Source organism: Streptomyces sp. MZ04, from assembly GCF_004684775.1.
Taxonomy (GTDB): Bacteria; Actinomycetota; Actinomycetes; order Streptomycetales; family Streptomycetaceae; genus Streptomyces.
In genome coordinates, this window is record NZ_SRIC01000003.1 from 63573 (window position 1) to 86933 (window position 23361).

Below are 23361 nucleotides of genomic sequence, written 5' to 3' on the forward strand. Positions count from 1 at the left end.
CCGCGACAGGCAACCAATCCCCCACAGGAGAACCGCACATGAGCCGGAACGAACGAAGAAGCTCGTTACGTGCACGCGTCGTCCGAGCGGCCGGGGCCGGAGCCCTGGCCCTCGCGCTTGCCGTCGGCGTCGGCCCCCTCGGCGGCGGGACGGCCCAGGCGGCGCCGGCCGGCAAGGGAACCGGCCCGCAGCCCGCGGTCGCGGCCGCGGAGGCCGAACACGTGCGTGAGGGGCGGCTCGCGGTCGACGACCGTGCACCGCTGTCCGCCTCCCAGGACTTACTGCGGCAGGACTACGACACCCCGACGACCGCCCCCACGCACAAGCGGCCCTCGATGCTGGCGGCCAAGAAGAAGGGAGGGGGCAAGGCGGGGTGCTCCCCAGGTGACTTCGCCCAGACCGGGGACGCGCTGGTCAGGCAGATCACCTCGTCCACGACCGACTGCATCAACACGCTGTTCAGCCTCACCGGCGCGGACGCGGGCGGCGCGTTCCGCGAGGCGCAGATGGTCACCGTCGCGACCGCGCTGCGCGACGGCTCCGCCGCGTATCCAGGCAACGGCAGCACCGGCATGCCGCAGATCGTGCTGTTCCTGCGGGCCGGCTACTACGTGCACTGGTACCACAAGCCGGATGTGGGCGAGTACGGGCCTCAGTTGAAGTCCGCGATCCAGGCGGGCCTGGACGCCTTCTTCGCCTCCGCGCACTCGAACGACGTCACGGACGCCAACGGCGAGACCCTGGCGGAGGCCATCACGCTCATCGACAGCGCGGAGGAGAACGCCCGCTACCTGAACGTCGTCCAGCGGATGCTGCAGGGCTACGACACCTCGTACAACGACAAGTGGTGGATGGTCAACGCCGTGAACAACGTGTACACGGTGCTGTGGCGCGGGCATCAGGTGCCGGAGTTCGTCCAGGCCGTCCAGAACGACCCGAGTGTCCTCGACACAGTGCACCGGTTCGCCAAGGACCATCTCGACCTGCTCGGCGGCGAACAGTCCTTCCTCGCCTCCAACGCGGGCCGCGAGATGGGCCGGTTCGTCCAGCACGCCGAACTGCGGGAGAGGGTACGCCCGCTGATGAAGGACCTGCTCGGCGTCAGTGAGATGACCGGCAGGACGGCCCGGCTCTGGGTCGGCGTGGCGGAGATGGCCGACGCGTACGACAAGGACAACTGCGCGTACTACGGCGTCTGCGACCTCAAGGAGCGGCTGAAGGCGGCCGTCCTGCAGGGCAGGAACGCGTGCAGCGACAGCATCGCGATCGCCGCCCAGGACATGGACGCGAGCAACTTCTCGTACGCCTGCGAAAGCCTCAACGGCCAGGACGCGTACTTCCACCAAGTGGCCAAGGACGGCGGCCCGGTGAAGGACGACAAGAACACCAAGATCGAGGTGGTGGTCTTCGACTCCAGCGCCGACTACCAGACCTACGCCGGCGTGATCTACGGCATCGACACCAACAACGGCGGCATGTACCTCGAGGGCGACCCCTCGGCGGACGGCAACCTGCCCCGCTTCATCGCCTACGAAGCGGACTGGATGCGGCCGGACTTCCAGATCTGGAACCTGAACCACGAGTACACCCACTACCTCGACGGCCGCTTCGACATGTACGGCGACTTCGAGGCCGGGGTCTCGACCCCGACGGTCTGGTGGATCGAGGGCTTCGCCGAGTACGTCTCGTACTCGTACCGCGAACTGCCCTACGACGAGGCCATCAAGGAAGCGGGAAAGAAGACCTATCCGCTCAGCCAGCTGTTCGACACCACCTACCAGAACACCGACACCACCCGCACCTACCGCTGGGGCTACCTGGCCGTCCGCTACATGCTGGAGAAGCACCCGGACGACGTGGCCACCGTGCTCGGCTCCTACCGCACCGGCGACTGGGCCTCCGCCCGCCGGCACCTGACGCAGACGATCGGCTCACGCTACGACCAGGACTGGTACACCTGGCTCGACGCCTGCGCGGGCGGCTCCTGCTGATCCGCTGATCCGCTGGTTCGCTGGTTCTCTGATCCGCTGGTTCGCTGGTTCGCTGGTTCAAGCCGACGGGGGCGGCGGCCGGGCACACAGGTGTCCGGCCGCCGACGCATGGGCGACAATCGTTCGCGGCCCAGTGGGCCGAGGCGACGATGCCGGCCCAGGGGTGGGGGAGGACCTGACAGTGGTGGAATGGCGGCACATGGCCAGTGGCGCGAGGGCTGTTCCGGAACCGGTGCCGACGCCCCTCATCTGGGCGGGGGCGTATGCGGGCGCGTTTGTCCTGGTGAGCGTGTTCGACCTGCTCGGCGTGCTGGACCGCACGGGATTCGCGCTCGCCGCCCTGTCACTGCTGGCCGCCGTCCTTGGCGTACGGAGCCGTCTCGCCGCGGCGCCGGGCACGGCTCTGCTGTGCTGGGCCCTCCTGAACATCTTCGCGACCGCCCCCACCGGGGAGATCTCCTGGGCCGGGCACCGCGATCCCGAATGGATGGCCTGCCTGCTGGCCGCGACTCTCCTCGGCGCCGCGACAGGCCGTGTCCTGCACGCCCGCGCCGCCTACCGCCGCATCACTCCGCCTCACAGATAGCCGTCGCGCCCCGGTGCCGGCCCTTCCCCGTCAGCGGAACCCGGTTCGGGCGGGTCGGCGGGGTCGTGACCGCCGCGTTGGCCGGGGCGCTGTACACGGCGGTTGTCTCGCCACGTGCCGTATGCCGCAAGGCCTCCCAGGAACCCGCCCACACCGGCGGCGAGACCGGCTACCGCTCCGCTCACCATGGCCGCGTCCTCGACGGCCCCGTGGCCAGTCTCCGTATGCCCAGGCCCCGGCCGGCCCGGGCCTGAAATACCTGACGTCGGCTGTGACGCGTCCTCATCGAACGGCGTCGGCAGAGCGGCTGTGCCCGCCGCCACCGCGACACTGCCGAGCATGCAGGCGCCGACGGCCGCCGCGATTCCGGCCCGGACCGAGGGTTCACGGCTTCTTCTCGTCGCGTCGCGCCCTCGCGGGCCCGCAACGGCGTGACCTTGGCCGGCACCTGCCCGGGAGCGGGCCGCGCGGTACGCCGCGACCGCGGCCTGTTCGCCCGGGAGCGGCCGCGCATCGTCGTGACGCAGTGACTCCAGGGCCAGCAGGCATCGCCTGAGGCTCTCCGACTCCGCCTGCAACGCGGGCTCAAACGTCGATACCGGCACCCTTGCCCTCACCTCCACGCCTTCCAACGACGTTACTCCGGCGGCGTTTCACCTTCGCCCGGAATCCAGGACGGGCTTGACAGGAGTGCAGGGGCGCGGAACAGATCACCAGTCTGTTCCGCGCCCCGCTCACCGCAGCCGCGGGCCCCTCAGCCCGGCGGCGGACCCGGGCCCCTCAACCCCGGTCGTAGGTATGGAACCCGCGGCCGCTCTTCCGGCCGAGCAGCCCCGCCTCCACCATGCGCTGGAGCAACGGAGGCGGGGCGTACAGGGGTTCCTTGAACTCTTCGTAGAGCGACGCCGCGATGGAGGCGAGCGTGTCCAGGCCGATCAGGTCCGCCAGCTTCAGCAACGCCTCGTCCGCCGTCCCCATCGGCATGGGCTGCCGCCTCTGCGAACGCACCGACTGCCCCCAGCGGGCGGTCCCACCGCTGGACCGCCGCCTGGCGATCGACGAGAACAGCAGCACCTTCGTCCCCTACCCGGTGTCGGGGGAGCGGGCGGGCGACGACTGATGCGGCGCCCGCCCCTGTGTGTCAGCGCGTGACCTGCCAACTGAGCGAGCCGGTCAGGGACTTGCGGAGCTCGGGGTCGCGGACGGCGTCGGTCGGGTCCGTGGCGCGTGCCGTGACGGTGTGCGGGCGGCCGTCGGCGGGCACCCCGAGCCGCCTTGGTGTCACGCTGCTCGCGTCCCGGGCCTGCCGTGCCTCGCGGCCGTCGACGTACCAGCGCAACCGCGCGCGGGAGGACGCCTCGACGCGGATCCGCTCGGCGCCGCGCACCTGCCGGTCGGTGGGTGTGACGCCGGTGAGGACCGGTGCGTGCTGATGGAATCCCGCGATCATCGCCTCGCGTCCGGGCAGATTGAACTCGCGGCCCAGGGTGCGCATGATCGAGTCCTCGGTGGGGCGGTTGAGGCCGTGGCCGTGGTAGCCGCCGCCCTCGTACGCGCCGACGGTGCCGCCGTCAGGTGATTCCTGGCCGAGCCACTGGTGCCACTTCGCCTTCTGCGCGGCCATCTCCTCGGCGCTGAGCTTGGTGAGGTTGGACTCGCCCGGCTCGGGGCCGTCGTAGGTGCTGTCGTCGTACCAGTACTCGTCGGCGAGCTTGCCGAAGGAGTGACCGGTCTCGTGGACGGCCACCTGGTCGGAGTCGGGGTGGTCGGATGAGGCGGTGCCGATGCCGTCGTACCCGGACGGCGAGGTGATGTCGTTGTAGCCTGCGCCGCCGTACTTGGTGGAGTTGCCGAGCACGATCACGAGGTCGGGGTCGGCGGCCTTGGACGCGTACCCCTCGACCTTGTTGGTGTCGACGCACAGCAGCCGCTCGATGCCGTCGCAGAAGAACGCCGATCCCAGGGCGGTGTTCTTGTGGACGTCGGCCGTCGGGTCGCCCGAGACGCCGGAGTCCTGCGAGTGGGCGTCGACGGCCCAGACGTTGAACAGGTCCTTGTACTCGGCGTACGGCTCGACGGCGGACATCTCCTTCCACTTGGTGCGCACGTCGGCGTGGAAGTCCTCCTGCTGGGCGGCGGTGTAGCCGTCCCCGATGAAGACGACATCGACCTTGGCGTCGCTCGCTCCGGCCTCCACGATCGGCAGGACGTCACCGTCGTCCTTGATCGTGGCCTGCTGCTTCCTGGAGAGCGGGGCGGAGGCGGGGATCTGTGTGTGGCGGGGGTGGCTGTCGGGGCCGGTGAAGTACTCGACCTCGACGTCACCGGTGGAGCGGGCGGCAGCGGCGGTGTCGTCCTGGCCCTGATCCGCGGCGACCGGCGCGGTGGCGGCCAGCGCCGCCGCCAGGGCGACACCGGCGGCCGCGGTGAGCCGCTTGCGGGATATGCGGGATATGCGGGATGCGTGTCTGCGCATGGAGGTTCTCCCGGGAGTCCGCGCGGACATGGGGTCAGCAAGTCCGCGACGTAAGTGGGGGGTTAAGGGAGCTTAAGACGCGGTTCAATGTAGAGGTCGTGGGGAAGCAAGGCAATGCCCGGGGCGCAAGGTGACGGTGGGAGTGGTGAGTTCGCGCCACGCCATCCCAAGTCCTTTCGCTCCAGGCCTGCATGGACTTGGCTCGAGCGTGGAGGCGGAGAGATGTCGGACAGTGGACCTGGGGGCGTTCGGCTCGACGAGCCCGCGGTGATCGGGCGTCGCGTCCTGCGTCTTCGTACGGAACTCGGGCTCACCCAGCGGCAGTTGGCCGAACCCGCGTACACGCCCGCCTACGTGTCCACACTGGAGTCGGGCAAGGTGAGGCCGTCCGAGACCGCCCTGCGGCACCTGGCCGAGCGCCTGGGCGTCACGCCCGAGGAGCTCGCGACGGGACGCCCCGCCCGCCTCGCCGCCGAACTGCGGCTGCGCCTGACCGACGCGCGGCGCGCGCTGGCCACCGGAGCCGAGGACGCAGCCCCCCTCTTCCGGGCCCTGTGCGCCGAAGCCGTCGAACACGCGCTCCCGGGGGAGCAGGCCACCGCGCTCCTCGGCCTGGGCGACTGCCTCCTGGAGTCCGGAGAACTCGACGACGCACACGAGTGTTTCGCCTCGGTGGAACGGCTGCTCGCCGACGAGCCGCTGCCCCGCCGCGTCCCCGCCATCCGCGGCCGCGCCAACGCCCACCGCCTGACCGGTGAACTCCGCTACGCCTGCTACCTGTTGGAGACCGCGCTCGATCAGCTCAACGCCTCCGGTCTGCAGGACCCCGACGCGTTGCTCCTCCTCTACACGGCGTCCATCGCCCCGTACATGGACATGGGCGCACACGAGCGCGCCGCGCACGCCGCCGAACTGGCGCTCGCGCTCGCGCCCCGCGTGGACGACCCCGCCCTGCTCGCCGGGATGCACCGCGGGGTGGCCCGTACGCTCATCGCCCAGGGCCGTATCGCCGAGGCCGACGCATCGCTGGCCAAGGCCCAGGATCTCTACCGGCAGCTGCACATTCGCACCGAACTCGCCCACTGCCACTGGATGCGCGGCTACGTACACGCCCAGGACGGCGACCTGGAGCGCGCCGAGAACGAACTGCGCACCGCCTACGACATGCTGACCGCCAAGCGGGCCGCGCTCTTCGCCGAACAGGTAGAGGTGGAACTCGCCGACGTGCTGCGCCGGCGCGGCAAGGCCCGGGAGGCCGAGGCACTGCTGAGGCCGCTGCTGGCCGTCGGCACGGCGACCGCGGAAGCCGCGGAGATCCCGGAGGCGCGGGCCCTGACAGCGGGACGCGGTGTGGTGCACGTGGGCGCCGCGCACCGGCTGCTCGGCCTCATCGCGGAGGAGTGCGGAGACACGGAGGCCGCCGAGGAGCACTACCGCGCCGCGCTGCCGCTCCTCGAACGGGCGGGCGTGGCCGGTGACTTGGCGTCCCTGTGCTGCCTGCTCGGCGACCTCCTCCGACGGACGGGACGGACGGAGGCCGCCCTGGACGCCTACCGCACCGGCCTCGCCCACCGGGCCACTCCGGGCACGACGACACTGGGGCCCGCGCCGGCACCACCGCTGATGTGAGGGGCGTCAGGAGCTGGGCGGTGTCGCGGGAGGCGCCGGTGAGGGGGAGAGCGTGGCTTTGGGCGGGCGGTGCGCTGATCGGGGTCGCCGCTTCGGTGCTGATGTGCGGTCTTGCCGTGCTGGCCGTGGTGCTCGTTCCCGCGTGGTGGCCCAGCCCCGTAGTAGCCGTCGTCGCGGGGGTGTTGTTCCTCGGCGTGGGATTCGCGCTGATCGGTTTGTGCTTCGTCCGCCTTGGGCCCTGGCAGTTCGGGGCGGCGGCCATGGTGGAGTGCCTGCTGGCCGTGGGGTTGCTGACGCTTCTCGACCAGGCCGTGCTCGATGTGTGGGGCGAGCCGGTGGAGACCGTTGTCACGGAGGCCGTACGGCACGAGCGGAACGCGCCGACGGGGAACGTCACCGGATCCTGGTGGGAGTGTTCGCTGGCGCGGCTCGACGGGACGGAAATGGAACGGACCCTCAGGGAGTCGGACTTCTTCGCGCTGGGGGAGGCATGCCCTGCCGATGCCAAGGCAGGGGAGCGGCTCGTGGTGTACGCGGTGCCCGGAGGATTCGCCCCGCCGCAGACGAACCCCCCGGTGGGAGGTGCGTGGTTGGCCGGCGGCCTGACCGCTGTCGCCACCGCGGCGGCAGCGGCGTTCACCGCCGGCGGCATGACGCGCGCGGGTGCGCCGGGCCGATCCCGCGCCGGGTAGCTACAGGTCCGCCACCCAGCTTCCGTGGAAGCCGAGCGGCACCCGGCCGGGCAGGTGGACGCGGGCCAGCGGGTGGCCGGTGAAGTCCTGGGCCGAGAGGATCACCAGGTCGGTCGCGCCCCGGTCGGGGTCGTTGACGTAGGAGAGGATGTAGCCGTCGTCCTCGTCCCGCGCGTCCCGGCGCGGCACGAACACCGGCTCGCTCGCCGCCGCGCCCCGCGGGAAGCGGTGCACCTGCTTGCTGTCGCGCAACATGTCGTGTTTCACCAGGCAGTTGGTGAACTTGTCGTCCGGCGGCACCCCGTCGACCGTCTCGTACGCGCGCCACATCTCGGCCGCGCTCGCCGCATACCCGAAGCGGTGCCGGCGGGAGACGAGGGATTCGTTGACGCGGGGGAACTCCTGCGGCAGATCGTCGATGCGGGTGCCGCGGACCCGGCCGGCGCGCAGGTCGACCGTCCAGCGGTCGAGCGTCGGCGTGCCGGTCGCGGAGGGGCCGCCGCTGCCCCGTCCGGCCGCGTAGAACGGCGCGGGCATGGAGGTGTACTCGATCACCACCTTGTCGCCCTCGTCGTACGCGTTGAGCGTGTGCGAGAAGTAGACCGGGTCGATCTCGAACCAGCGGGTGGCGCCTCCGGCGCGCGGCAGGATCCCTACGCGCATGGGGTGCCGCTCGTTCCAGATGTAGGGCACCGTGGCCCCCGCCTCGGCGGCCGCCGCGTCGAACGTGATCGGGACGTCCACGATCACCACGTACTTCTGCGTGAGGGCGAAGTCGTGCATCATCGGCGCGTCCGCCACCGGGACCCTGGTGGTCCGCGCCACCCGCCCGGTGCGGTCGATCATGATGTGGCGTACGTGGTCCCAGGTCGGGTAGTACGCCACGGCGTGCAACTCGTCCGCCGCCGCGTCGTACTTGGTGTGCGCGGTGAACGCGCCCCGCAGCGTGGAGCGGAAGTCGTACGGGCGCACCGTGCCCAGCTCGCCGTCGAGCTCGTAGGGCAGCGGTCCGCCCTCCTGGAGCGCCAGGATCCGCCCCTTGTACGGGATCACGTGCGTGTTGCACGCGAAGTCGTCCGGCGGCACCTCGCCCGGGTACGTCTCGCCCAGCTTCTTCGCCACCTGCGATGAGCGCACCCAGCGGTTGCGGTACCACTCGGCGCGTCCGCCGCGCAGCCGCACCCCGTGCACCATGCCGTCGCCCAGCATCCAGTGGTGCGCCCGCGGGTCCTCGAGGCCCAGCGCGTTCGGCCCTGTGCGCAGGAAGCGGCCGTCCAGGTCACGCGGCACACGGCCGGTCACCGGCAGGTCGAAGGCGGTCAACTCCTCGGCGACCGGCGCGAACGCGCCCTCCAGGAAGGGCAGCGACTTCTTGCCTCCGTCCGCCGCACCGCCCGCTGCCCCGGATGTGGCGGCCTGCGCCGCCGAGGCGCCGTGGCCGAGCCCGTACCCCCCGACCACACTGCCCGCCGCCGCGAGCGCCGCCCCTTGGAGAATCCTCCGCCGCGTATGACTGGTCATCGTCTCTCCCCGTTCGTCGCGTCGGGGTCCGGCAGGAACGCCGGACTTGTCCGCTGGCTACGGGAACCAGCCTGCGCCGATGAAGGCCGCGGGGCAGGAGGCCTGAGGCCCGAGCTTGGGGTGGTGCTGACGCCACCCGCCCGCACGGACCGGTGCCCCGTGATCTAATCGCTGCGGCCATCGCGAGAAGCGCGAGAAGGGCGGGCCGTGTCCGCACGAGATGCACGAGATGCACGAGATGCACGAGACGCACGAGACGCACGAGACGCACGAGATGCGCGAGATGCGCGCGAAGGTGCGAAGCCGGGGGCGGCGGGCAGGACGGACCCGGATCCTCCTGGCTTATGGGCGAACCCCAACTACCGGATATTCCTGGTCATCCAGACGCTGTCCGCCCTCGGTGATTCCTTCTCGTACGTGGCGATCCCGCTCCTCGTCCTGCACCGCACCGGCTCGGTCGTGCAGATGGGCCTCGTCACCGGCTTGACCGGCGTCGCCTCCATCGTCACGGGAGTGTTCGCCGGTGTGCTCGTCGACCGCGTGGACCGGCGTCGCCTGCTCATGGTGGCCGACTGGGCGCGCTGCCTGCTCTTCGCTCTCATCCCGCTGGTCTGGCTCTTCGCCACGCCGATGTGGCTGGTCTACGCGGTCGTCCCGGCCGCGGGCGTGTTCATGATGCTGTTCCAAGTGGCCTATGTGACGGTCGTTCCCGCCATCGTCGAGCCCGGTCAGATCACCCGGGCCAACGGCCATCTGTTCGGCACGTACGCGGCCGCCGGCGCGGGAGGTCCGGCACTGGCCGGGTTCATCGCCTCCGCCTTCGGCCCGGCCGCGGCCATCGGCATCGACTCGGTCACGTTCGCCTTCTCCGCGATCGGCATCGCCTTCGTGAAGATCCGCCCGGCCCGGCGGGTCACCACGCGTGATGCGGCCGAACGAGCCGGTGTGCGCGGCGAGTTCCTGGCCGGAGTGCGGTTCCTCTGGGCCCACCCGGTGCTGCGCCCGCTGACCGTGCTGCTCTCGCTCCTGACCTTCCTCACCTACGGTCTGACCGACCTCATCATCTTCCGGCTCAAGGAAGAGCTCGGGCACCCGGACAGCACCGTCGGGTTCGTCCTGGCAGCCGGAACTCTCGGGGCCTGTCTGGCGTCCTTCGCCGTCGCGCGCGTACGCGAACGCCTCGGTTTCGGCGTCAGCTGGATCGGGGCCTTCGTGCTGTGCGGCGCGACCGTGCTGTGCGTCGGCCTTTCGGGAAGCGCCCTGGTGGTCGGTGTGCTCGCCGCCGTGATCCTGTTCTGCACCAGCATCGCGGGCACCTGCTCCATGTCGCTACGCCAAGAGGTGACCCCCGGCCATCTCCTGGGGCGCGTCACTGCCGCGTTCTGGACGACGCATTCGGCCCTGGGCCCGCTGGGGGCCGCCGCGGTCACCGCGGCGGCGGCCGGAGCCGGTGTCACCGCCACCTGCCTGGGCATCGGCGTCAGCGTGGTGTGCGTCGCGCTGGCCGGCGTTGTGACCGGGATCGGGCGGAGCCGTGCTGGACACGCGGCCGCGCAGGACGTCTGATGGTCCTGCGGGTCTTCGGTACCGGATGCCAGTGTGAGAGGACGCATGTCGCACAAGGACGACCAACGCCATGGGGGCGCACCCGGCAACCGCCTGGGAGACATCGCCCTCCCTCTGGGCATCGTCGCCCTCCTCGGCTCCTTCATCCCCGTACTCGGTGACTTCGTCGCCGCGCCCCTCGGTCTCCTGGCCCTGGTCCTGGGGGCGTTGGGGGTATGGAAGAACGAGCGGGGCCTCGCGACGAACTTCGGCCCTTCGCTCATCGGCGCCACCCTCGGCGCCCTGGCGCTGCTCATCGTCCTGCTCCTGTTCGCCGTGACCCACTGAAGGGTGGCGGCGCGCCTCCCGCCGCCTTGGGCGACAGCGGGAGGCGCGTGGCAGGAAAGGAGGTCAGCAGTCGGGCACGCCTTCGATCTTCTCCCCGCCGACCAGGTAGACATTGCTGATCCACAGGCCGTCGCTGCCGCCGGGCAGCTCCACGTAGGACCACCAGCTGCTCGATCCCTGGCCCGGCTCGGAGACGAAGTCGCCCTGCCGCTGACAGAAGTCGATCAGCGTGCCCGGCCCGAAGGTGGTGGGCGAGGGCGAGTTGACGGCCGGTTCGACGTGCAGCCGCACATTGCCGGCCCAGACCCGGACCTCCTTGCCCGCCAGCGCCTGCTGCTGCGCCGAGGGCTGTACGGCGGCGGGTGCGTCTTGGGCCGACGCCGACGCCGACGCCGACGCCGCCACCGGTGCGGCCAGCGCCAGCGTGCCGACGGCCGCCGCCAGCGCGACGGTCCGGCCGGTGCTCCTCAGAATCCTCATGTCTGTCTCCCCGTTGGTTGGTTGGTTGGTCGGTCGATTGGTTGGTCGATTGGTTGGTTCGGTTCTCGCTGTCAGGCGCCGCAGACCGGCACGCCGGGCAGCTGGTCGGACGGCGTGTCCACGAAGTAACTGGCGATCCAGCCGCGTGAGTCGCCCCGCTCGATGAAGACCCACCAGTCGTTGCCGCTCACCGTCTCGCCCTTGCGCTGGCAGCGGGCCTCGAACTGCTGCCCGGGCTGCAACTTGCCGGACACGGTCGGGCAGTTCCCCGGCGAGGGGAAGCCGTCGCACGTCGCGGGCGACTGCGGGTTGTCGCGGACGTTCACGTCCGTCGCCCAGACGGTGAAGGCGGCAGCCGCACCGGCCTTCGGCGCCGCCTCGGCGGCGGATGCCGTACCCGCGGTCACGGCCAGGCTCCCCGCGGTCAGCGCCACGGCCGCGACGGACCCGGTCAGAAAGGTACGTACGCTCATGTCGTTCTCCCCGTGTAGTACGTGCTCTCACGCGCTACACGGGACGCGACCGCTTCCTGTATGACATCCGCGTCTGTGACCTGCGTCACATGTGCGTCAGGGGAGCGTGTGCGTCACGGGGTGTCGCCGCTCCGCGCGCAGTCCGGCACCTCCGCGCTGTTGCGCGTCCGTACACCGGGCAGCCAGCCCTCCGTGCCGGTAGTGGTGCGCACCAGGTACCACCGGGTGGACGTGATGCCCTTCTCGTCCTGTACGAGCGTGCCGTCGGTGACGACGCACAGCGCTTCGAGCCGGTCGCCGTGCCAGACACGGGCCGCGCGGTTGCCGGGTGCGGCGTACCGCTCGTACGGATCCTTCGCGACCCGCAACGCGCACTCCAGGGTGCGCAGTTCACGGCAGGCCGACTCCGCGTTGTGCACCGTCATGGTCACGCCCCGTGTCCCTGCGGGCGGGGCGGGGCGGTCCTGCCCGCCGGGGCGCACCAGCCACCACGTCCCCAGGGCGATCGCACCGACAAGCGCCGCCGCGAAGACGAGGGCCAAGCGCGGACGATGTCCGCCCAGTGTGTCGAGTACGGCGATGCGGTGCGGCCTGCGCTGTCGGCGCCCGGCGGGGGAGTCGGCCTGGATGCGGTCCCACAGCCCGTGGGGCACCTCGATCGCCTCGTCGGCTGCGCGCAACCGCTCGCGCAGTACCGCGACGGCGGCGTCATCGGTGGCCCCGGCGCGCCGGGAGCGCTCGGTGCCGTCCGGAGGAACCTGCCCCGGGGGGCCCGGAGTTGAGTTCATGACGCCCTCCCGTCCTCGGGTCGCCGCCCGGGCTGTGATGTACGCCCGCCGTCCGGCTCGGACGGCGCTTCGACCAGCATGCCGCGCAGGCTGTCGAGGGCGCGGGCGCGGTGGCGGGCCGCCGTGCCCCGGTGCACCTTCATGATCTTCGCGGCCTGGTCGATGGTGTAGCCGTCGAGATCGACGAGGATGACGACGCCCGCCTGCCGGGGCGAGAGTCTGCTCAGCAGCCGCATCGCCTCCCACTCGCCCTGCCGCCGCTCAAGACCGCCGTCCCAGGCGCCGTCGACGAAGGCACCCCCGTGCGCGACTCCGCTCTCGAGCGTCCGCACCCCGCTATGCGCCTCGACGTCGTCGATGAGCACCTGCCGTCTTTCCCGACGGTACGCGTCCCGGACGGCGCTCATCAGCGCCGAGAAGGCGTATGCGTAGGGCTCGGGGTGGTCGAGCAGCCGTTCGGGGCGGGTGGCGAGCTTGAGATAGGCCTCGTGCACGGCGTCCTCGGCGAGCTGCCGGGATCCGGAGAACATCACGGCTCTGCGATAGAGCCGGGGCAGCAGGCCGCAGAAGACGTCATCGAACGTCGACCTGTCGGACTTCGCGCCATCGGTCTGGTCTTCGCGCATAGCCGCGGGAGGCTACCCCGCCACGTGCCGCTCAATCTGAACCAGACGTGAAGTGATATGCCTTGAGTCGCCATCAGGGGCACACAAGGTGCGGAATGCCTGACCATATTGGGGATGTTCCGATGCCTGCGTAACGCGGCGGCGGCCATACGGCGCAGATGTACACGGGCCCGCGCGACTGCCCCGGCCCGCAAAGCAATGCGTCAGATTGGACACCCGTGAGCAATATCGACCCGATGTCGGGCCCCCATGGCTACGGCCGGCCCCCGCAGGCTCCGCAGGCTCCGCAGCGCCAAGAGCGGAACCCGAGCGCTGCTCGGCGGACGGCCCTCGCCGTCCACACCATCGCCGACATCGCCGCCGTATTCCTCGGCCTGTGGGTCCTGCTCTACCTGCTCGACGCCAATGAGGCCAACGTCTTCGTCGAATTCGTGCACGGCACGGCCGACTTGCTTGCCTGGTGGTCACAGGATGTTTTCACGATGGACACAGAGGGGCTTCGTGTTCTCCTCAATTACGGACTGCCGGCCGTTATTTATCTACTGGTCGGTCATGGGATCGCGGCGCGCCTCAGTCGAGCGTGACCGCATTCAGATCTCAGTTCTGGCCGCGGGGATCTGCCAGAAGTACGCACGACATCGAGAAGGGGCAGCCCTGTGACACCCACGTCAGCAGGAACCGATCATTTGCCGGTCTACGAGGGCCTGGTGCGGGAACGCGGTGACGTCTTGACGGAATCCCGCTTGGTGGCCGCACAGACGCTCCAACAGGCGGCGATAGCAGTCAACGGCCACGGTGGGATTCATCCGGTTCCCGGTGCGGCCGCGCACCCGGCCCTGCCTGACGGGTCCGCAGGGGGCAGGTAGCTGGTCAGGGGCCGGCGAGTCAGAGGCTGGTGAGCAGGTCGTCCAGTGGGGCGGGTGCGCGGTCGGGGTCGAGGGCCTCGACGAGTACACGGCCGTAGTGGATCTTGCGCCCCTTCTTGGTGCCGAGGAAGCGCCGCAACTGCTGCTGTGCGGTGCGGCTCTGCTGGGCGGGCTGGCGCAGGAAGGTCTCCAGGGCGCGCAGGTCGCCCTCCGCCCGGACCAGTTCCTTCACCCGTGGCACGCCAAGCGCGCGGATGAGCTCGTCCTCCAGATCCGCCTCGCAGACGAAGAACCCGTCCTGTGTCGCACGGGCCCGCTCCAGGCCGCGGGCGTAGTAGCCACGCTCCGCCTCGTCGCACAGGCCCGTGAGGCGCAGGCCGAGGCCGGTCGGTCCGAGGAGGTGGGCGAAGCGCCCGACGCTCATCGCGCCGCCCATCGACAGGACGCAGATTCCTTCGGCCGCCAGGTTCCGGTCGCGGCGCGCGGCCAGCGCGCCGACCGCCGCGGCGTCGCTGGGCCCTTCGAGCAGGACGGCTGTCCGGACGGGCAGCCGCGCGGCCAGCTCGCGCGCGGGGTCGCCGGGGCCTCCGGCCGCCCACGAGGCGACCGCCTCCTGGAACAACCCCATGTCAGCCCGCATGTCAGCCCCGATGCCAGCCCCGATGTCAGCCATGAGAGGAGTCTCCGTCCTTTCCGGCCGCCACGGTAGGGAATTTGGGGGACGGCGGCTCGCGCGCCGCGCATCACGGGAGAGGCGGGTCAGCGGTGGCCGAGGACGTTGACCACCCGGCCATTGGGGTCGCGTACGAAGAACCGGCGCACCCCCCACTCCTCGTCCTGCAACGGGTGTACGACCTCCGCGCCGCTCGCCCGCATCGCCGCGTAGGCCGCGTCCACGTCGTCCACCTCGACGCTCATGTCGGGCACGACCGGCGCGGTCCTGTCGTGCGCCATGAAGGTGACCTGCGCCGTGGGGTTGTCAGGGGACGCGAGCGTCATCACCCAGCCCAGGTTCATGACCTCCTCGAACCCCAGGAGGCCGTAGAAGTCCCGGCTCTCCTCCAGGGCCTCCGATCGGATGTCGGGCATGACCCGGCGGATGGACATCGGCGTCTCCTGTCACATGACGATGAGGGGCGGTCACCCGAGGACGAGCGGGAGTTTCGCGGCCAGCTCGCCCAGTTCGGCCAGCTCGCCCAGTTCGGCCTGCTCCGCCGCGCTCGGAGCCCGGCGTCCGGTGCCGACCAGCAGTGCGTCCCGGTCGGAGAACGAGGCGGGGAACACGGCGCCGGCGATCTTCTCCAGCATCTCGCGGCACCGGGCGAGCCCCTCCGCGGGCGGTCCCGCCGCGTCCGGGAGGTGCTCGACCAGGTCGAGGTGGTGCAGCGTCCATTCCAGGACGTACGCGTCCAGGTAGTCGCCCGCGGTGAGGACCATGTCCTGGGTGGCGACCCGCAGGGCCGGGTCGGCGAGTTCGGCGGCGCGGCCCGCGGCGGAACCGACGTCGTCGAGGTGGAACTTGAGCAGCCACGGCTCCCCGTACGCGGCGGCCAGCCGGACGATCAGCGCGTCGAGCGGGTCGTCGCCGGTCGGCGGCGTGTCGGCGACGTCCCAGTAGGTCACCGCGTCGCGGGTCGGTTCGCCTTCGGCCGGGGTCACCAGGGTGATCAGTACGTCCTGGGCGTCGATGACCAGATGGCACACCAGGTCCCGTACGAGCCAGCCCGAACAGCCGGACGGCTGGGCGAAGTCCGCGTCTTCGAGGTCGGCGACGGCCGCCCGCAGAGCCGTCCACGAGTGCGAGAAGAGATCCACATCGGCACGGTAGTGCGGTGCCCCGAGTGCGGACAAGCGCATTCGCCGGGCGGCGGCCCGTGGCGGCCACGGCGTGACGTCACCGCCGCCCGCCGAACTCCCAGGCGTGGACCTCGACGGCGGCGTAGCGGTGCGGGTCCAGGACTGCGCGTGCCGTGTCCGCGTCCGGGGCGCGGACCAGCGCCGCCGTTCCCAGCCACTGGGCGGCGTCGTCGGACAGCAGCGGCCCGTACGCGATCAACTCGTCCCGGGCGGGCGGCAGCGCGACGTCGGTGGCCGGCCCGGCGCCGAGACCGAGCACCAGATACCGATCGTCGCCGGTCCGGCCGCCGGGGAAGTCCCACATGGTGCGCCCCAGCTCATTGCGCCACCGGCGCAGCAGCACGTCCCGGTACGCGCCGGCCTGGTAGTTGGGCTCGTCGAAGGCGAACGCGCGGGCGGCGGCGGGATCCGGCAGGTCGACGATGTGCACGCTGCCGGTGGGAGTGTCCCCGTCGTCGGCGAACGTCGGGCCGCGAGCGATCATCTGCTGCGCGTACCGGTCCATGTAGGACCAGTGGTCTTCCAGCAGCTCGCTGCGCAACTTGCCGGAGCCGGGCCGGTCACGGTGGTAACAGAAGAACTCCATGCCCACAGTCTCTCGCTCCGGGGCGGGCAACTGCGCGGCGATTCGGCGGAATTCAGATGCCGAGAAGCTCTACCACCCCGGCGAGGGAGGTGACCTCGTACGCGTGGTAGTAGGGCGCCGACGGCTCAGTTCCCCTGTTGAGATACACCGTGTCCTTCACGCCGAGGTCGGTTGCCGACTGCAGGTCGTAACGCGGGCTGGAAGACACATGCATCGTCTCCTCCGGCCGACAGCCCAACTGCTCGTACATGAACTCGAAGGCACGCAGCCTCGGTTTGTAGGCCCGCGCCATCTCCGCCGTGTACACCGCGTGGAACGATGCGCCGAGCTTCGCGACGTTCTGATCGGCGTGCCGGTCGGCGGCGTTGGAGATGATGACGAGAGGGAAATGCTCGGCGAGCTCGGCGAGGGGCCCCGGCACATCGGGGTGAGGACCCCACCCCGGGATCGCCGCGAAAATCTTGTCGGGATCACCCGGCCGGAACTCGACGCCGGTGCTCCGGCACGCTCGCTCGAAGGATCGGGAGACGACCTCGTCGTAGGGCCGCCAATCCCCCATCACTTCGTCGAGTTGGTAGCAGCTGAACCGATGGAGAAAGGCGTCGAGCCTGTCGGGCGGTGCCACGTCCTTGACCACCTCCCTGGCGGCGGACCCGATGGCGAAGTCCGTCAGCGTTCCGTACATGTCGAAGGTGATGAACCGAGGATCAAGACCGCTCAACGCACACTCCAAGTCGAAGTTGCCCCTGCCGAATCGGCGTCGCTCCTGCGTCAACCGCCCTGGCCGGCTCGTGATTCCCATGGAACTTCGGCGGGCGGGAAGGCGTTGGCAGAGGTGCGCGCGGAAGGTGCGCGGACGAGCGAACGGCTGGCAGAGGTGGCACGGATGGCGATGTGGGACCGGATCAAGGACCAGGCCAAGGGTCTGCAGCAGCAGTCGCAGGGGGCACGGAGCTCCGGCGGTCACGGACGGTCGGGTTCAGGGTCCGGCGGCGGGTCGAAGGCTCAGCTCGTGGGCGTGCTCAAGTCCCAGCTCGGCTCCCTCAAGACGGAACTCAAGAGCGGTGCGTACAGGGACGCCAGCATGGCCATGTGCGCCCTGGTCGCGGCCGCCGACGGGTCGGTCGACCCGGCCGAGCGGCAGCATGTGGAGTCGCTGATCCTACAGAACGACGTCCTGCAGAACTTCCCGCCGGACCAGCTGCGGCAGCGGTTCAACAAGCACGTCGACCAGTTGACGTTGAACTTCCAGCAGGGCAAGACCCAGGTCATGCAGGAGATCGCCAAGGCCGCGAAGAAGCCGGTGGAGGCCAAGGCGGTCGTGCAGACCGGATTCGTGGTCGCCGGCGCGGACGGGTACATCGCCCCGGCCGAGGAGCAGGTCCTGCGCGAAGCGTGCGCGGCGCTCGGTGTGTCCCCGCAGGAGTTCGGCCTCTGATCGGTTTCGGACATCGCTGCGCGTTCGCGCGCGACGGGGGTATCGACCGCGAGAGCCTCACACTTCGTTGTTCATTCGAACTCTGGAGTGATCGAAAAGCGGCATGGGTGTCGCCAATCGTTTGGACCTGACGCTGCGATGGGTGCAGGGCTCCGACCGGGTTTCCGTGTCGGAGCTCTCCCAGCGCCTGGGTGTGTCGGAGATGACCGTGCGCAGGGACCTGGACGCGCTGGAGCGTCAGGGCCTCGTGCGTCGCGTGCACGGCGGGGCCGTGGCGACGCGTGCACGGGCCGAGGACGCGGGATTCCTGGCGCGCGAGCCGTGGCAGGCCGCGACCAAGGACCGCCTGGGCGGCGCCGTGGCCGCGTTGGTGGAGCCCGGATCACGGGTCCTGCTCGACGCGGGCACCACGACGGTGCACGTGGCCGAACACCTGGCGGCCCGGGCCCCGCTGACGGTCGCCGTACTGAGCCTGCAGGCCGCGGTCTGCCTGGCCGACCGGCCCGGGATCGAGCTCCTGGTGGTGGGCGGCCGCTCCCGCCCCGGTGAGCGCTCCTTCGTCGGCCCGCTGGCGCTGCGCACGCTGGAGTCCCTGGCCTTCGACTGCTTCGTCATGTCCATCGGCGGAGTGCACGCCGAGCACGGCTGGTCGGAGTTCTCCCTGGACGACGCCGCCGTCAAACAGGCCGGACTGGCCCGGGCCGAGCACACCATCGCGGTGGCGGACGCGACCAAGCTCGGCGTGCGCGCCTTCAGCAGGGTCGCCCCCCTCGACGCCGTGCACCGCTTCGTTACGGACCGGGCCGCCGAGGACGCCGGCACACACCCCAGCGGCCCGCAGACCATGGACGCCCTGCGCGAGGCGGGCGTCGAGACCGTCCTGGCCTGAGACCAAGTCACCGCCCCCGCCCCCGTCACCGGCGAAGCCCTCGCCCTGCCGCTCCTGGACACCGCGGGGAGCACCGGGCCCGGCGACCCGCTGTTCGACGAGATCTTCCACCCCGTCGCCGAGCAACTGCTCGCCCGCTGCGACGCCGTTCTGCGGATCGGCGGCCCCTCCGAGGGAGCGGACCGGATGGCCGCCCAGGCCCGCGCCGAGGGCAAGGGCGTCGAGGACATCACCACCGTCAAGCTGCCCTTCGCCGACGCGCTCGCCATGGTGCGCGACGGCACGATCGCCGACGCCAAGACCATCATGCTGCTCCAATGGGCCGCCCTCGACGGCCCGTTCCGACCGGCCGAGCCGCACGCAGGCGACAGCTGAGCCGGTATCAGCCGGTATCAGCGAACGCGGTCGTAGACGAGGGCCAACGTGCCGTGCTCGCCCGCGGCCTGACGGACCAGCTCCCACTGTCCCGTGGGCAGGCCGTCGTCGAAGAGGCGCGGCCCGCCGCCGAGGAAGACCGGGAAGATCGTGAGCGCCAGCCTGTCGACCTGGTCGGCCGCCAGCAGCGCCTTGATGACGCTCGCGCTGGAGAGCACGAGGATGTCGCCGCCTTCGGTGGCCTTGAGGTCCGCGACCACTTCGGCGGTCGGCTTGTCGACGACCGTCGCCCGCTCCCACGGCGCCTCGCCCAGGGTGGAGGACAGGACCACCTTGTCGGTGTCGACGAGCCACCGGGCGAAGGCCTCGTCGCGCGGGTCGGCACCCTCCATGCCGATGACGGTGGGCCAGAAACCCAGGAATCCCTCGGCGTTGACCCGCCCGAGCAGGGCCGTCGTCGCCGACTCCCGCAGACCCGCCATGTGATCGCGGGAGACGTCGGTGACGGCGTACGGCATCACCCAGCTCATGTCCAGCGGGTTGTCCGGCGCGGCGTACCGGCCGTCGAGGGAGAGGCTCATGTTGGTGACGACTCGGCGGCCGGACGTCTGCTTCTGCTCGGTCATTTCGCGCTCCTGGTATGGGCGTTGCTGTTGCCGTTGGTGTCGTGCGCTTCTGCGGCGAGTGTCGTCGCGAGCTTGTCGAGGCTCTGGCCGAAGCCGATCTCGATGCCCGCGATGAAGTCCGCGGAGTCCACCGTGCTGTCGGTGATCCGCCAGTGGGCGTCGAGGTCCGTGCCTGTGCCGGTGGGCCGCAGGCCCAGCTCGACGTGGGCGGTGAAGGCGATGCTGCCGTCGGGAAGGAGCGGGGAGAGCCGGTAGGCGAGACGTTCACCGGTGCGTACGTCGCCCACGACTCCCTCCGCGCGACCGGCGACCAGATCCGAGCCGTCGGCGTCCTCGGCGTCGCGGTACTCGTGGACGATCCGCCCGCCCGGCCGCGCCTCGAAGACGAGCTCGGAGACGCGGAGGTCGTCGGGCGTCCACCATCGGGCGAGCAGCGAGGCCTCGGTCAGGTGGCGCCACACCAGCTCGGGGCGCCCCGTCAACGACCGGTGGAACGTGAACGAGCGTCCGTCGGCCCACCCCGACTCCTCCGCGGCGAGCCGCTCCGCGTGGAGGTTGAGCCCGTACCGGTCATAGGTGGCGCGCGGCCCGTCGTCCTGGTCCGCGGTGTCGGCGAGCCGGTTGAGCGCGGCAGCCAGGTCACGCAGGGGAGCGGACCGGAGTGCGTAGACGCGGCGCTGGCCGGTGCGCTGGGAGCTGACGATGCCGGCGCGCTCAAGGGTCTGCAGGTGCTTGGTCGTCTGCGGTTGGCGTGCCTCGGCGAGCTGGGCGAGGACACCGACCGAGCGGGGCCGCTCGGCCAGCAGGCTGACGAGTCGCCAGCGGGCCGGGTCGGCCAGTGCGGTGAGGAGTGCGTCCATGGCGACGAGTATTCGCCATAACGAATATTCGTGTCAAGGAATAGTTCGCGACGGGTGCGTGACGGGTCCACAAGTCGACATGTATGCGCCACAGAGGGAGTCGCGATGCCATAGGAATTCCCTATGGCGCCTGCTGGCATTTGGTCTTTGCCTCTCCTTCTTTTCCGAACGTACGGTCAAACAGCTCGACGGATCGAGCGGACGAAATCGAGCGGACGAAATCGAGCGGACGAAATCGAGAGGACCGGTGGCATGGCCACGAACGAAAACGGATCGGGAACACGCGAACTCGCGGGAAAGCGGGCCTTGGTCACAGGTGGTTCTCGTGGAATTGGAGCGGCCATTGTGCGCCAACTCCTGGACGCGGGCGCCGAGGTGCTCACGACCGCCAGGTCGGCGACGGGCACGGTGCCGGAGGGGGCCGCCTTCGTGGCGGCCGACGTGCGGACGCGGGCCGGTGCGGAGGCGCTCGCCGCGGCCGCGCGGGAGAGGCTCGGCGGGGTGGACATCCTGGTCCACAACGCGGGTGGGGCGGTGCCGTACAAGGGCGCTGCGGCCATCCCCGACGAGGTGTGGCAGGACGCGCTGGACCTGAACTTCCTGGCGTCGGTACGCCTGGACTCACTGCTGGCACCGGGGATGCGGGAACGGCGTTCGGGGGCGATCGTGCACGTCTCATCGGCCGCGGTCCCCCTCACGCCGCCACCGTTCCTGCACTACACGGCGGCGAAGGCGGCGCTGGAGAACTACAGCAGGGGACTGGCCTCGGAGCTGGCTCCGTTCGGAATCCGGGTCAACACGGTGTCTCCTGGAAGGACCGCCACCCCCGGCGGCGAAGCGACGCGGGAGCAGTGGGCCCGCCTGGACGAGGGGCCTGGCCAGGACACCACCGCGCCCCCGCTGGGGCGCGACGGTCACCCCGACGACATCGCCCACGCGGTGCTGTTCCTCTTGTCCGACCGGGCGAGCTGGCTGACCGGGAGCAATCTCGCCGTGGACGGCGGCGAATTCCCCAGGGGGTGAAGCCGACGGCAATTCCGTGACGTAACGCGGTTTTCGAAAAAAGAAATTCGGCCCTGACGCCCGTCTCCTTCTCGGCCGTCAGGAAGCCGGCGAGAAGAATTCGGACTCGGACCAGGTCTCCTTGCGCAGGAGTTCGAGCAGAGCCGTCTCCGCCGGGCCCGCCGCTTGCCGGAGCACGGCGATGACGGGCTGGGGCACGGCCGGGGACACCGGGCGAACGAGGTGCTCGTGTCCTTGGGGCACCGCGGAGGCCGGGACGAGCGTCACCCCGAGCCCGTGGGCGGCCCAGCGCACGGCCGTCGCCGTCTGGGACACGCGGGCGACCGTGGTGGGGGTCAGACCGTTTTCCCGCAGTACGTTCAGGAGTACGCCGTCGAGCGCGCTGTCGCGGTCGAACCTCACCCACGGCTCACCCTCCAGTTCGCGCAACTCGACCCGGTCCGCGGCGAGTTGCCGGTGCCCGGCGCCCAACACCACGACGAACTCCTCGTCGCCGAGGTGGTGGGCGTCGGCGGGGCTCCGCTCGCACGCCGCCATCAGGGCGAGGTCGAGCACGCCCCGGCGGCACAGCCGCTCCAGCTCGGCGGAGCTCGGCTCCTCGAAGACGGTGACCTCAAGGCGCGGGAAGCGGCGCCGCAGCGCGCTCAGGGCGCCGGGCAACTGCCGTGTGCCAAAGCCCATTTGAGCCGCGACCACCAGCTCGCCCACCAGCTCGTCGGCAGCGGCCCGCGCCGTCGCCCTCGCCCGCCGCGACGCGCTCACCGCGACCTCCGCCTCCCGCAGGAACGCGCGGCCGACCACGGTGGGCACAAGGCCGGTCGGCGTGCGGGCGAACAGCTTCACGCCAAGTTCCCGCTCCAGGCCGCGGATCTGCTGGGACACCGACGGTTGAGCGACGTGCAGCAGTTCCGCCGCCGCCGTCACCGAGCCCTGCTCGGCAACGGCCAGGGCGTACTCGTACTGACGAAGACTCATCGACTTCCGTCCCCTCCCCGCGGTGAACCGCGGACCGCCCCGTTGTCATCGTCGTAACGGTAATGAATGGCGCCCTAATCCCGGCCGGTGCCGCCGGCGAAGTGCGCCAGAACCATCTCGACCAGCGCGTCGACGTCGGCATCGGCCATCGGTGCGCCGGTCATGCCCATCCGGTGGAGCAGGACTCCGACAACTACGTCGATGAGGAACAGGACCCGGGTCTCGGGCTCGCCGAGCGCGTCCTGGAGCGCGAGGCGGTACGGGTCCTGCAACCGCGTGGACAGGATCTCGCGCAGGGCCGGGTCGCTGACGGCATCGCTGAACACGCCGGCGAACGCGTCCCCCACCCCGGGCTCGCCGATCTTCGCCGCGATCCAGCGGATGGTCGAGGCCAGGAGCTCGGCCCGACCGGTGCCCTCCAGCGGCGCCGGGCCGAACGCGTCCAGGAGGCAGTCCACGATCAGCGCGCCCTTCGACGGCCAGCGCCGGTAGACCGTCGACTTCGCGACGCCGGCCGCGGCGGCGATGCGTTCGACGGTGGCGCGCGCGTAGCCGAGCTCCTGGACCGTGCTCAGCGTGGCGGCGAACACCGCGTCGTTGACGCCGGCGCGCGGGCGACCGGGCGGCCTGGCGGATGTGGTCGATGCCATAGCCAAACGATACCTCTTTTCGCTACCTTCGGTTTCGATACCGTAGGTCGCGTAACTCTCT

At 70.7% G+C, this 23361-nt stretch carries 24 protein-coding genes and 4 pseudogenes; 12 read left to right on the plus strand and 16 right to left on the minus strand.

The genetic code is table 11. The features are described from left to right. Positions 1-38: 38 nt before the first annotated feature. Positions 39-1988: pseudogene (locus tag E2651_RS01605) on the plus strand (collagenase); the annotation flags it as partial. 202 nt (positions 1989-2190) lie between these two features. Then, positions 2191-2577 carry a hypothetical protein gene (locus tag E2651_RS01610; RefSeq protein ID WP_348541597.1) on the plus strand — a complete coding sequence of 129 codons (387 nt, stop codon included), beginning with the start codon at positions 2191-2193 and terminating at the stop codon, positions 2575-2577. Between the two features lie 780 nt (positions 2578-3357). Here E2651_RS01610 and E2651_RS01615 read toward each other — a convergent pair. Further along, positions 3358-3531: pseudogene (locus E2651_RS01615) on the minus strand (3-hydroxyacyl-CoA dehydrogenase family protein); the annotation flags it as partial. 1 nt (position 3532) lies between these two features. Between E2651_RS01615 and E2651_RS01620 the strand changes: the two are divergent. Further along, positions 3533-3697, plus strand: a pseudogene (locus E2651_RS01620) (short-chain fatty acyl-CoA regulator family protein); the annotation flags it as partial. 21 nt (positions 3698-3718) lie between these two features. Here the strand turns inward: E2651_RS01620 and E2651_RS01625 are convergent. Continuing rightward, on the minus strand, positions 3719-5053 hold the full coding sequence (locus tag E2651_RS01625) for a M64 family metallopeptidase (protein ID WP_135329124.1): 1335 nt from the start codon (positions 5051-5053) through the stop codon (positions 3719-3721). Positions 5054-5275: 222 nt separating this feature from the next. Here E2651_RS01625 and E2651_RS01630 point away from each other — a divergent pair, with 222 nt between their 5' ends. Then, positions 5276-6682, plus strand: a complete 1407-nt coding sequence (locus E2651_RS01630; protein ID WP_135329125.1) for a helix-turn-helix transcriptional regulator — start codon at positions 5276-5278, stop codon at positions 6680-6682. Between the two features lie 38 nt (positions 6683-6720). Then, the gene (locus E2651_RS01635) at positions 6721-7374 is read left to right on the plus strand and encodes a hypothetical protein (RefSeq protein WP_135329126.1); all 654 of its coding nucleotides are present in this window, start codon (positions 6721-6723) and stop codon (positions 7372-7374) included. Here E2651_RS01635 and E2651_RS01640 read toward each other — a convergent pair whose 3' ends face one another. Beyond that, positions 7375-8895 (minus strand): carotenoid oxygenase family protein, encoded by a 1521-nt coding sequence (locus E2651_RS01640; RefSeq protein ID WP_135329127.1) that lies wholly within the window; start codon positions 8893-8895, stop codon positions 7375-7377. It abuts the gene before it with no gap. A gap of 366 nt (positions 8896-9261) precedes the next feature. Between E2651_RS01640 and E2651_RS01645 the strand changes: the two genes are divergently transcribed. Both E2651_RS01645 and E2651_RS01650 read left to right on the plus strand, forming a co-directional pair. Then, the gene (locus E2651_RS01645) at positions 9262-10461 is read left to right on the plus strand and encodes an MFS transporter (protein ID WP_280922752.1); all 1200 of its coding nucleotides are present in this window, start codon (positions 9262-9264) and stop codon (positions 10459-10461) included. 45 nt (positions 10462-10506) lie between these two features. Continuing rightward, positions 10507-10788, plus strand: a complete 282-nt coding sequence (locus tag E2651_RS01650) for a hypothetical protein (RefSeq protein ID WP_135329129.1) — start codon at positions 10507-10509, stop codon at positions 10786-10788. A gap of 63 nt (positions 10789-10851) precedes the next feature. On the opposite strand, the gene E2651_RS01655 is transcribed toward E2651_RS01650, so the two are convergent. From E2651_RS01655 to E2651_RS01670, 4 genes are all read right to left on the minus strand, one after another. Beyond that, positions 10852-11268, minus strand: coding sequence for a peptidase M23 (locus E2651_RS01655; protein ID WP_135329130.1), 417 nt, complete (start codon positions 11266-11268; stop codon positions 10852-10854). A gap of 71 nt (positions 11269-11339) precedes the next feature. After that, positions 11340-11741 carry a hypothetical protein gene (locus E2651_RS01660; protein ID WP_135329131.1) on the minus strand — a complete coding sequence of 134 codons (402 nt, stop codon included), beginning with the start codon at positions 11739-11741 and terminating at the stop codon, positions 11340-11342. A 113-nt stretch (positions 11742-11854) separates the two neighbouring features. Continuing rightward, positions 11855-12529, minus strand: a complete 675-nt coding sequence (locus E2651_RS01665; RefSeq protein ID WP_245238493.1) for a hypothetical protein — start codon at positions 12527-12529, stop codon at positions 11855-11857. Then, the gene (locus E2651_RS01670) at positions 12526-13155 is read right to left on the minus strand and encodes an RNA polymerase sigma factor (protein WP_135329132.1); all 630 of its coding nucleotides are present in this window, start codon (positions 13153-13155) and stop codon (positions 12526-12528) included. Before E2651_RS01670 ends, E2651_RS01665 begins: the two co-directional genes overlap by 4 nt. A 218-nt stretch (positions 13156-13373) precedes the next feature. On the opposite strand from E2651_RS01670, the gene E2651_RS01675 reads away from it, so the two are divergent. Further along, positions 13374-13739 carry a hypothetical protein gene (locus E2651_RS01675; RefSeq protein WP_245238494.1) on the plus strand — a complete coding sequence of 122 codons (366 nt, stop codon included), beginning with the start codon at positions 13374-13376 and terminating at the stop codon, positions 13737-13739. 301 nt (positions 13740-14040) lie between these two features. Here the strand turns inward: E2651_RS01675 and E2651_RS01685 are convergent, their stop codons facing one another. The 5 genes from E2651_RS01685 to E2651_RS01705 form a co-directional block, all read right to left on the minus strand. Further along, the gene (locus E2651_RS01685; RefSeq protein ID WP_245238495.1) at positions 14041-14694 is read right to left on the minus strand and encodes a TOPRIM nucleotidyl transferase/hydrolase domain-containing protein; all 654 of its coding nucleotides are present in this window, start codon (positions 14692-14694) and stop codon (positions 14041-14043) included. A gap of 86 nt (positions 14695-14780) precedes the next feature. After that, positions 14781-15128, minus strand: coding sequence for a VOC family protein (locus tag E2651_RS01690; RefSeq protein WP_135329134.1), 348 nt, complete (start codon positions 15126-15128; stop codon positions 14781-14783). Positions 15129-15161: 33 nt separating this feature from the next. Continuing rightward, entirely contained in the window at positions 15162-15836 is a 675-nt protein-coding gene (locus E2651_RS01695) for a maleylpyruvate isomerase N-terminal domain-containing protein (protein ID WP_135329135.1), read from the minus strand. Positions 15837-15915: 79 nt separating this feature from the next. Beyond that, entirely contained in the window at positions 15916-16464 is a 549-nt protein-coding gene (locus E2651_RS01700) for a YciI family protein (protein WP_135329136.1), read from the minus strand. 52 nt (positions 16465-16516) lie between these two features. Continuing rightward, positions 16517-17185, minus strand: a complete 669-nt coding sequence (locus tag E2651_RS01705) for a haloacid dehalogenase type II (RefSeq protein ID WP_167828656.1) — start codon at positions 17183-17185, stop codon at positions 16517-16519. A gap of 165 nt (positions 17186-17350) precedes the next feature. On the opposite strand from E2651_RS01705, the gene E2651_RS01710 reads away from it, so the two are divergent. The 3 genes and pseudogenes from E2651_RS01710 to E2651_RS44560 all read left to right on the plus strand — a co-directional run. Next, on the plus strand, positions 17351-17902 hold the full coding sequence (locus E2651_RS01710) for a tellurite resistance TerB family protein (RefSeq protein ID WP_209446038.1): 552 nt from the start codon (positions 17351-17353) through the stop codon (positions 17900-17902). Between the two features lie 103 nt (positions 17903-18005). After that, on the plus strand, positions 18006-18791 hold the full coding sequence (locus tag E2651_RS01715) for a DeoR/GlpR family DNA-binding transcription regulator (RefSeq protein WP_135329138.1): 786 nt from the start codon (positions 18006-18008) through the stop codon (positions 18789-18791). 213 nt (positions 18792-19004) lie between these two features. After that, positions 19005-19166 (plus strand): annotated as a pseudogene (locus E2651_RS44560) (GDP-mannose pyrophosphatase); the annotation flags it as partial. A gap of 17 nt (positions 19167-19183) precedes the next feature. On the opposite strand, the gene E2651_RS01725 reads toward E2651_RS44560, so the two are convergent. After that, positions 19184-19792 (minus strand): dihydrofolate reductase family protein, encoded by a 609-nt coding sequence (locus tag E2651_RS01725; RefSeq protein ID WP_135329139.1) that lies wholly within the window; start codon positions 19790-19792, stop codon positions 19184-19186. Further along, positions 19789-20652 (minus strand): metalloregulator ArsR/SmtB family transcription factor, encoded by an 864-nt coding sequence (locus tag E2651_RS01730; RefSeq protein WP_135329140.1) that lies wholly within the window; start codon positions 20650-20652, stop codon positions 19789-19791. Before E2651_RS01730 ends, E2651_RS01725 begins: the two co-directional genes overlap by 4 nt. A 252-nt stretch (positions 20653-20904) precedes the next feature. Between E2651_RS01730 and E2651_RS01735 the strand changes: the two genes are divergently transcribed. Then, entirely contained in the window at positions 20905-21675 is a 771-nt protein-coding gene (locus E2651_RS01735) for an oxidoreductase (RefSeq protein WP_135329141.1), read from the plus strand. Positions 21676-21753: 78 nt separating this feature from the next. Here E2651_RS01735 and E2651_RS01740 read toward each other — a convergent pair whose 3' ends face one another. Both E2651_RS01740 and E2651_RS01745 read right to left on the minus strand, forming a co-directional pair. Further along, positions 21754-22650, minus strand: a complete 897-nt coding sequence (locus E2651_RS01740; RefSeq protein WP_135329142.1) for a LysR family transcriptional regulator — start codon at positions 22648-22650, stop codon at positions 21754-21756. Positions 22651-22724: 74 nt separating this feature from the next. After that, a complete protein-coding gene (locus E2651_RS01745) occupies positions 22725-23300 on the minus strand; it encodes a TetR/AcrR family transcriptional regulator (protein WP_135329143.1) in 576 nt (191 codons plus the stop codon). Positions 23301-23361: the final 61 nt, after the last annotated feature.

Bases quoted from the DNA above. Each gene is read 5' to 3' on its own strand.
- E2651_RS01690 (WP_135329134.1), bottom strand. From the start codon at position 15,128: ATGTCCATCCGCCGGGTCATGCCCGACATCCGATCGGAGGCCCTGGAG.
- E2651_RS01670 (WP_135329132.1), bottom strand. From the start codon at position 13,155: ATGCGCGAAGACCAGACCGATGGCGCGAAGTCCGACAGGTCGACGTTC.
- E2651_RS01650 (WP_135329129.1), top strand. From the start codon at position 10,507: ATGTCGCACAAGGACGACCAACGCCATGGGGGCGCACCCGGCAACCGC.
- E2651_RS01700 (WP_135329136.1), bottom strand. From the start codon at position 16,464: ATGGAGTTCTTCTGTTACCACCGTGACCGGCCCGGCTCCGGCAAGTTG.
- E2651_RS01715 (WP_135329138.1), top strand. From the start codon at position 18,006: ATGGGTGTCGCCAATCGTTTGGACCTGACGCTGCGATGGGTGCAGGGC.
- E2651_RS01665 (WP_245238493.1), bottom strand. From the start codon at position 12,529: ATGAACTCAACTCCGGGCCCCCCGGGGCAGGTTCCTCCGGACGGCACC.
- E2651_RS01730 (WP_135329140.1), bottom strand. From the start codon at position 20,652: ATGGACGCACTCCTCACCGCACTGGCCGACCCGGCCCGCTGGCGACTC.
- E2651_RS01610 (WP_348541597.1), top strand. From the start codon at position 2,191: ATGGCCAGTGGCGCGAGGGCTGTTCCGGAACCGGTGCCGACGCCCCTC.
- E2651_RS01630 (WP_135329125.1), top strand. From the start codon at position 5,276: ATGTCGGACAGTGGACCTGGGGGCGTTCGGCTCGACGAGCCCGCGGTG.
- E2651_RS01640 (WP_135329127.1), bottom strand. From the start codon at position 8,895: ATGACCAGTCATACGCGGCGGAGGATTCTCCAAGGGGCGGCGCTCGCG.
- E2651_RS01655 (WP_135329130.1), bottom strand. From the start codon at position 11,268: ATGAGGATTCTGAGGAGCACCGGCCGGACCGTCGCGCTGGCGGCGGCC.
- E2651_RS01710 (WP_209446038.1), top strand. From the start codon at position 17,351: ATGGCGATGTGGGACCGGATCAAGGACCAGGCCAAGGGTCTGCAGCAG.
- E2651_RS01660 (WP_135329131.1), bottom strand. From the start codon at position 11,741: ATGAGCGTACGTACCTTTCTGACCGGGTCCGTCGCGGCCGTGGCGCTG.
- E2651_RS01625 (WP_135329124.1), bottom strand. From the start codon at position 5,053: ATGCGCAGACACGCATCCCGCATATCCCGCATATCCCGCAAGCGGCTC.
- E2651_RS01725 (WP_135329139.1), bottom strand. From the start codon at position 19,792: ATGACCGAGCAGAAGCAGACGTCCGGCCGCCGAGTCGTCACCAACATG.
- E2651_RS01740 (WP_135329142.1), bottom strand. From the start codon at position 22,650: ATGAGTCTTCGTCAGTACGAGTACGCCCTGGCCGTTGCCGAGCAGGGC.
- E2651_RS01745 (WP_135329143.1), bottom strand. From the start codon at position 23,300: ATGGCATCGACCACATCCGCCAGGCCGCCCGGTCGCCCGCGCGCCGGC.
- E2651_RS01735 (WP_135329141.1), top strand. From the start codon at position 20,905: ATGGCCACGAACGAAAACGGATCGGGAACACGCGAACTCGCGGGAAAG.
- E2651_RS01685 (WP_245238495.1), bottom strand. From the start codon at position 14,694: ATGGCTGACATCGGGGCTGGCATCGGGGCTGACATGCGGGCTGACATG.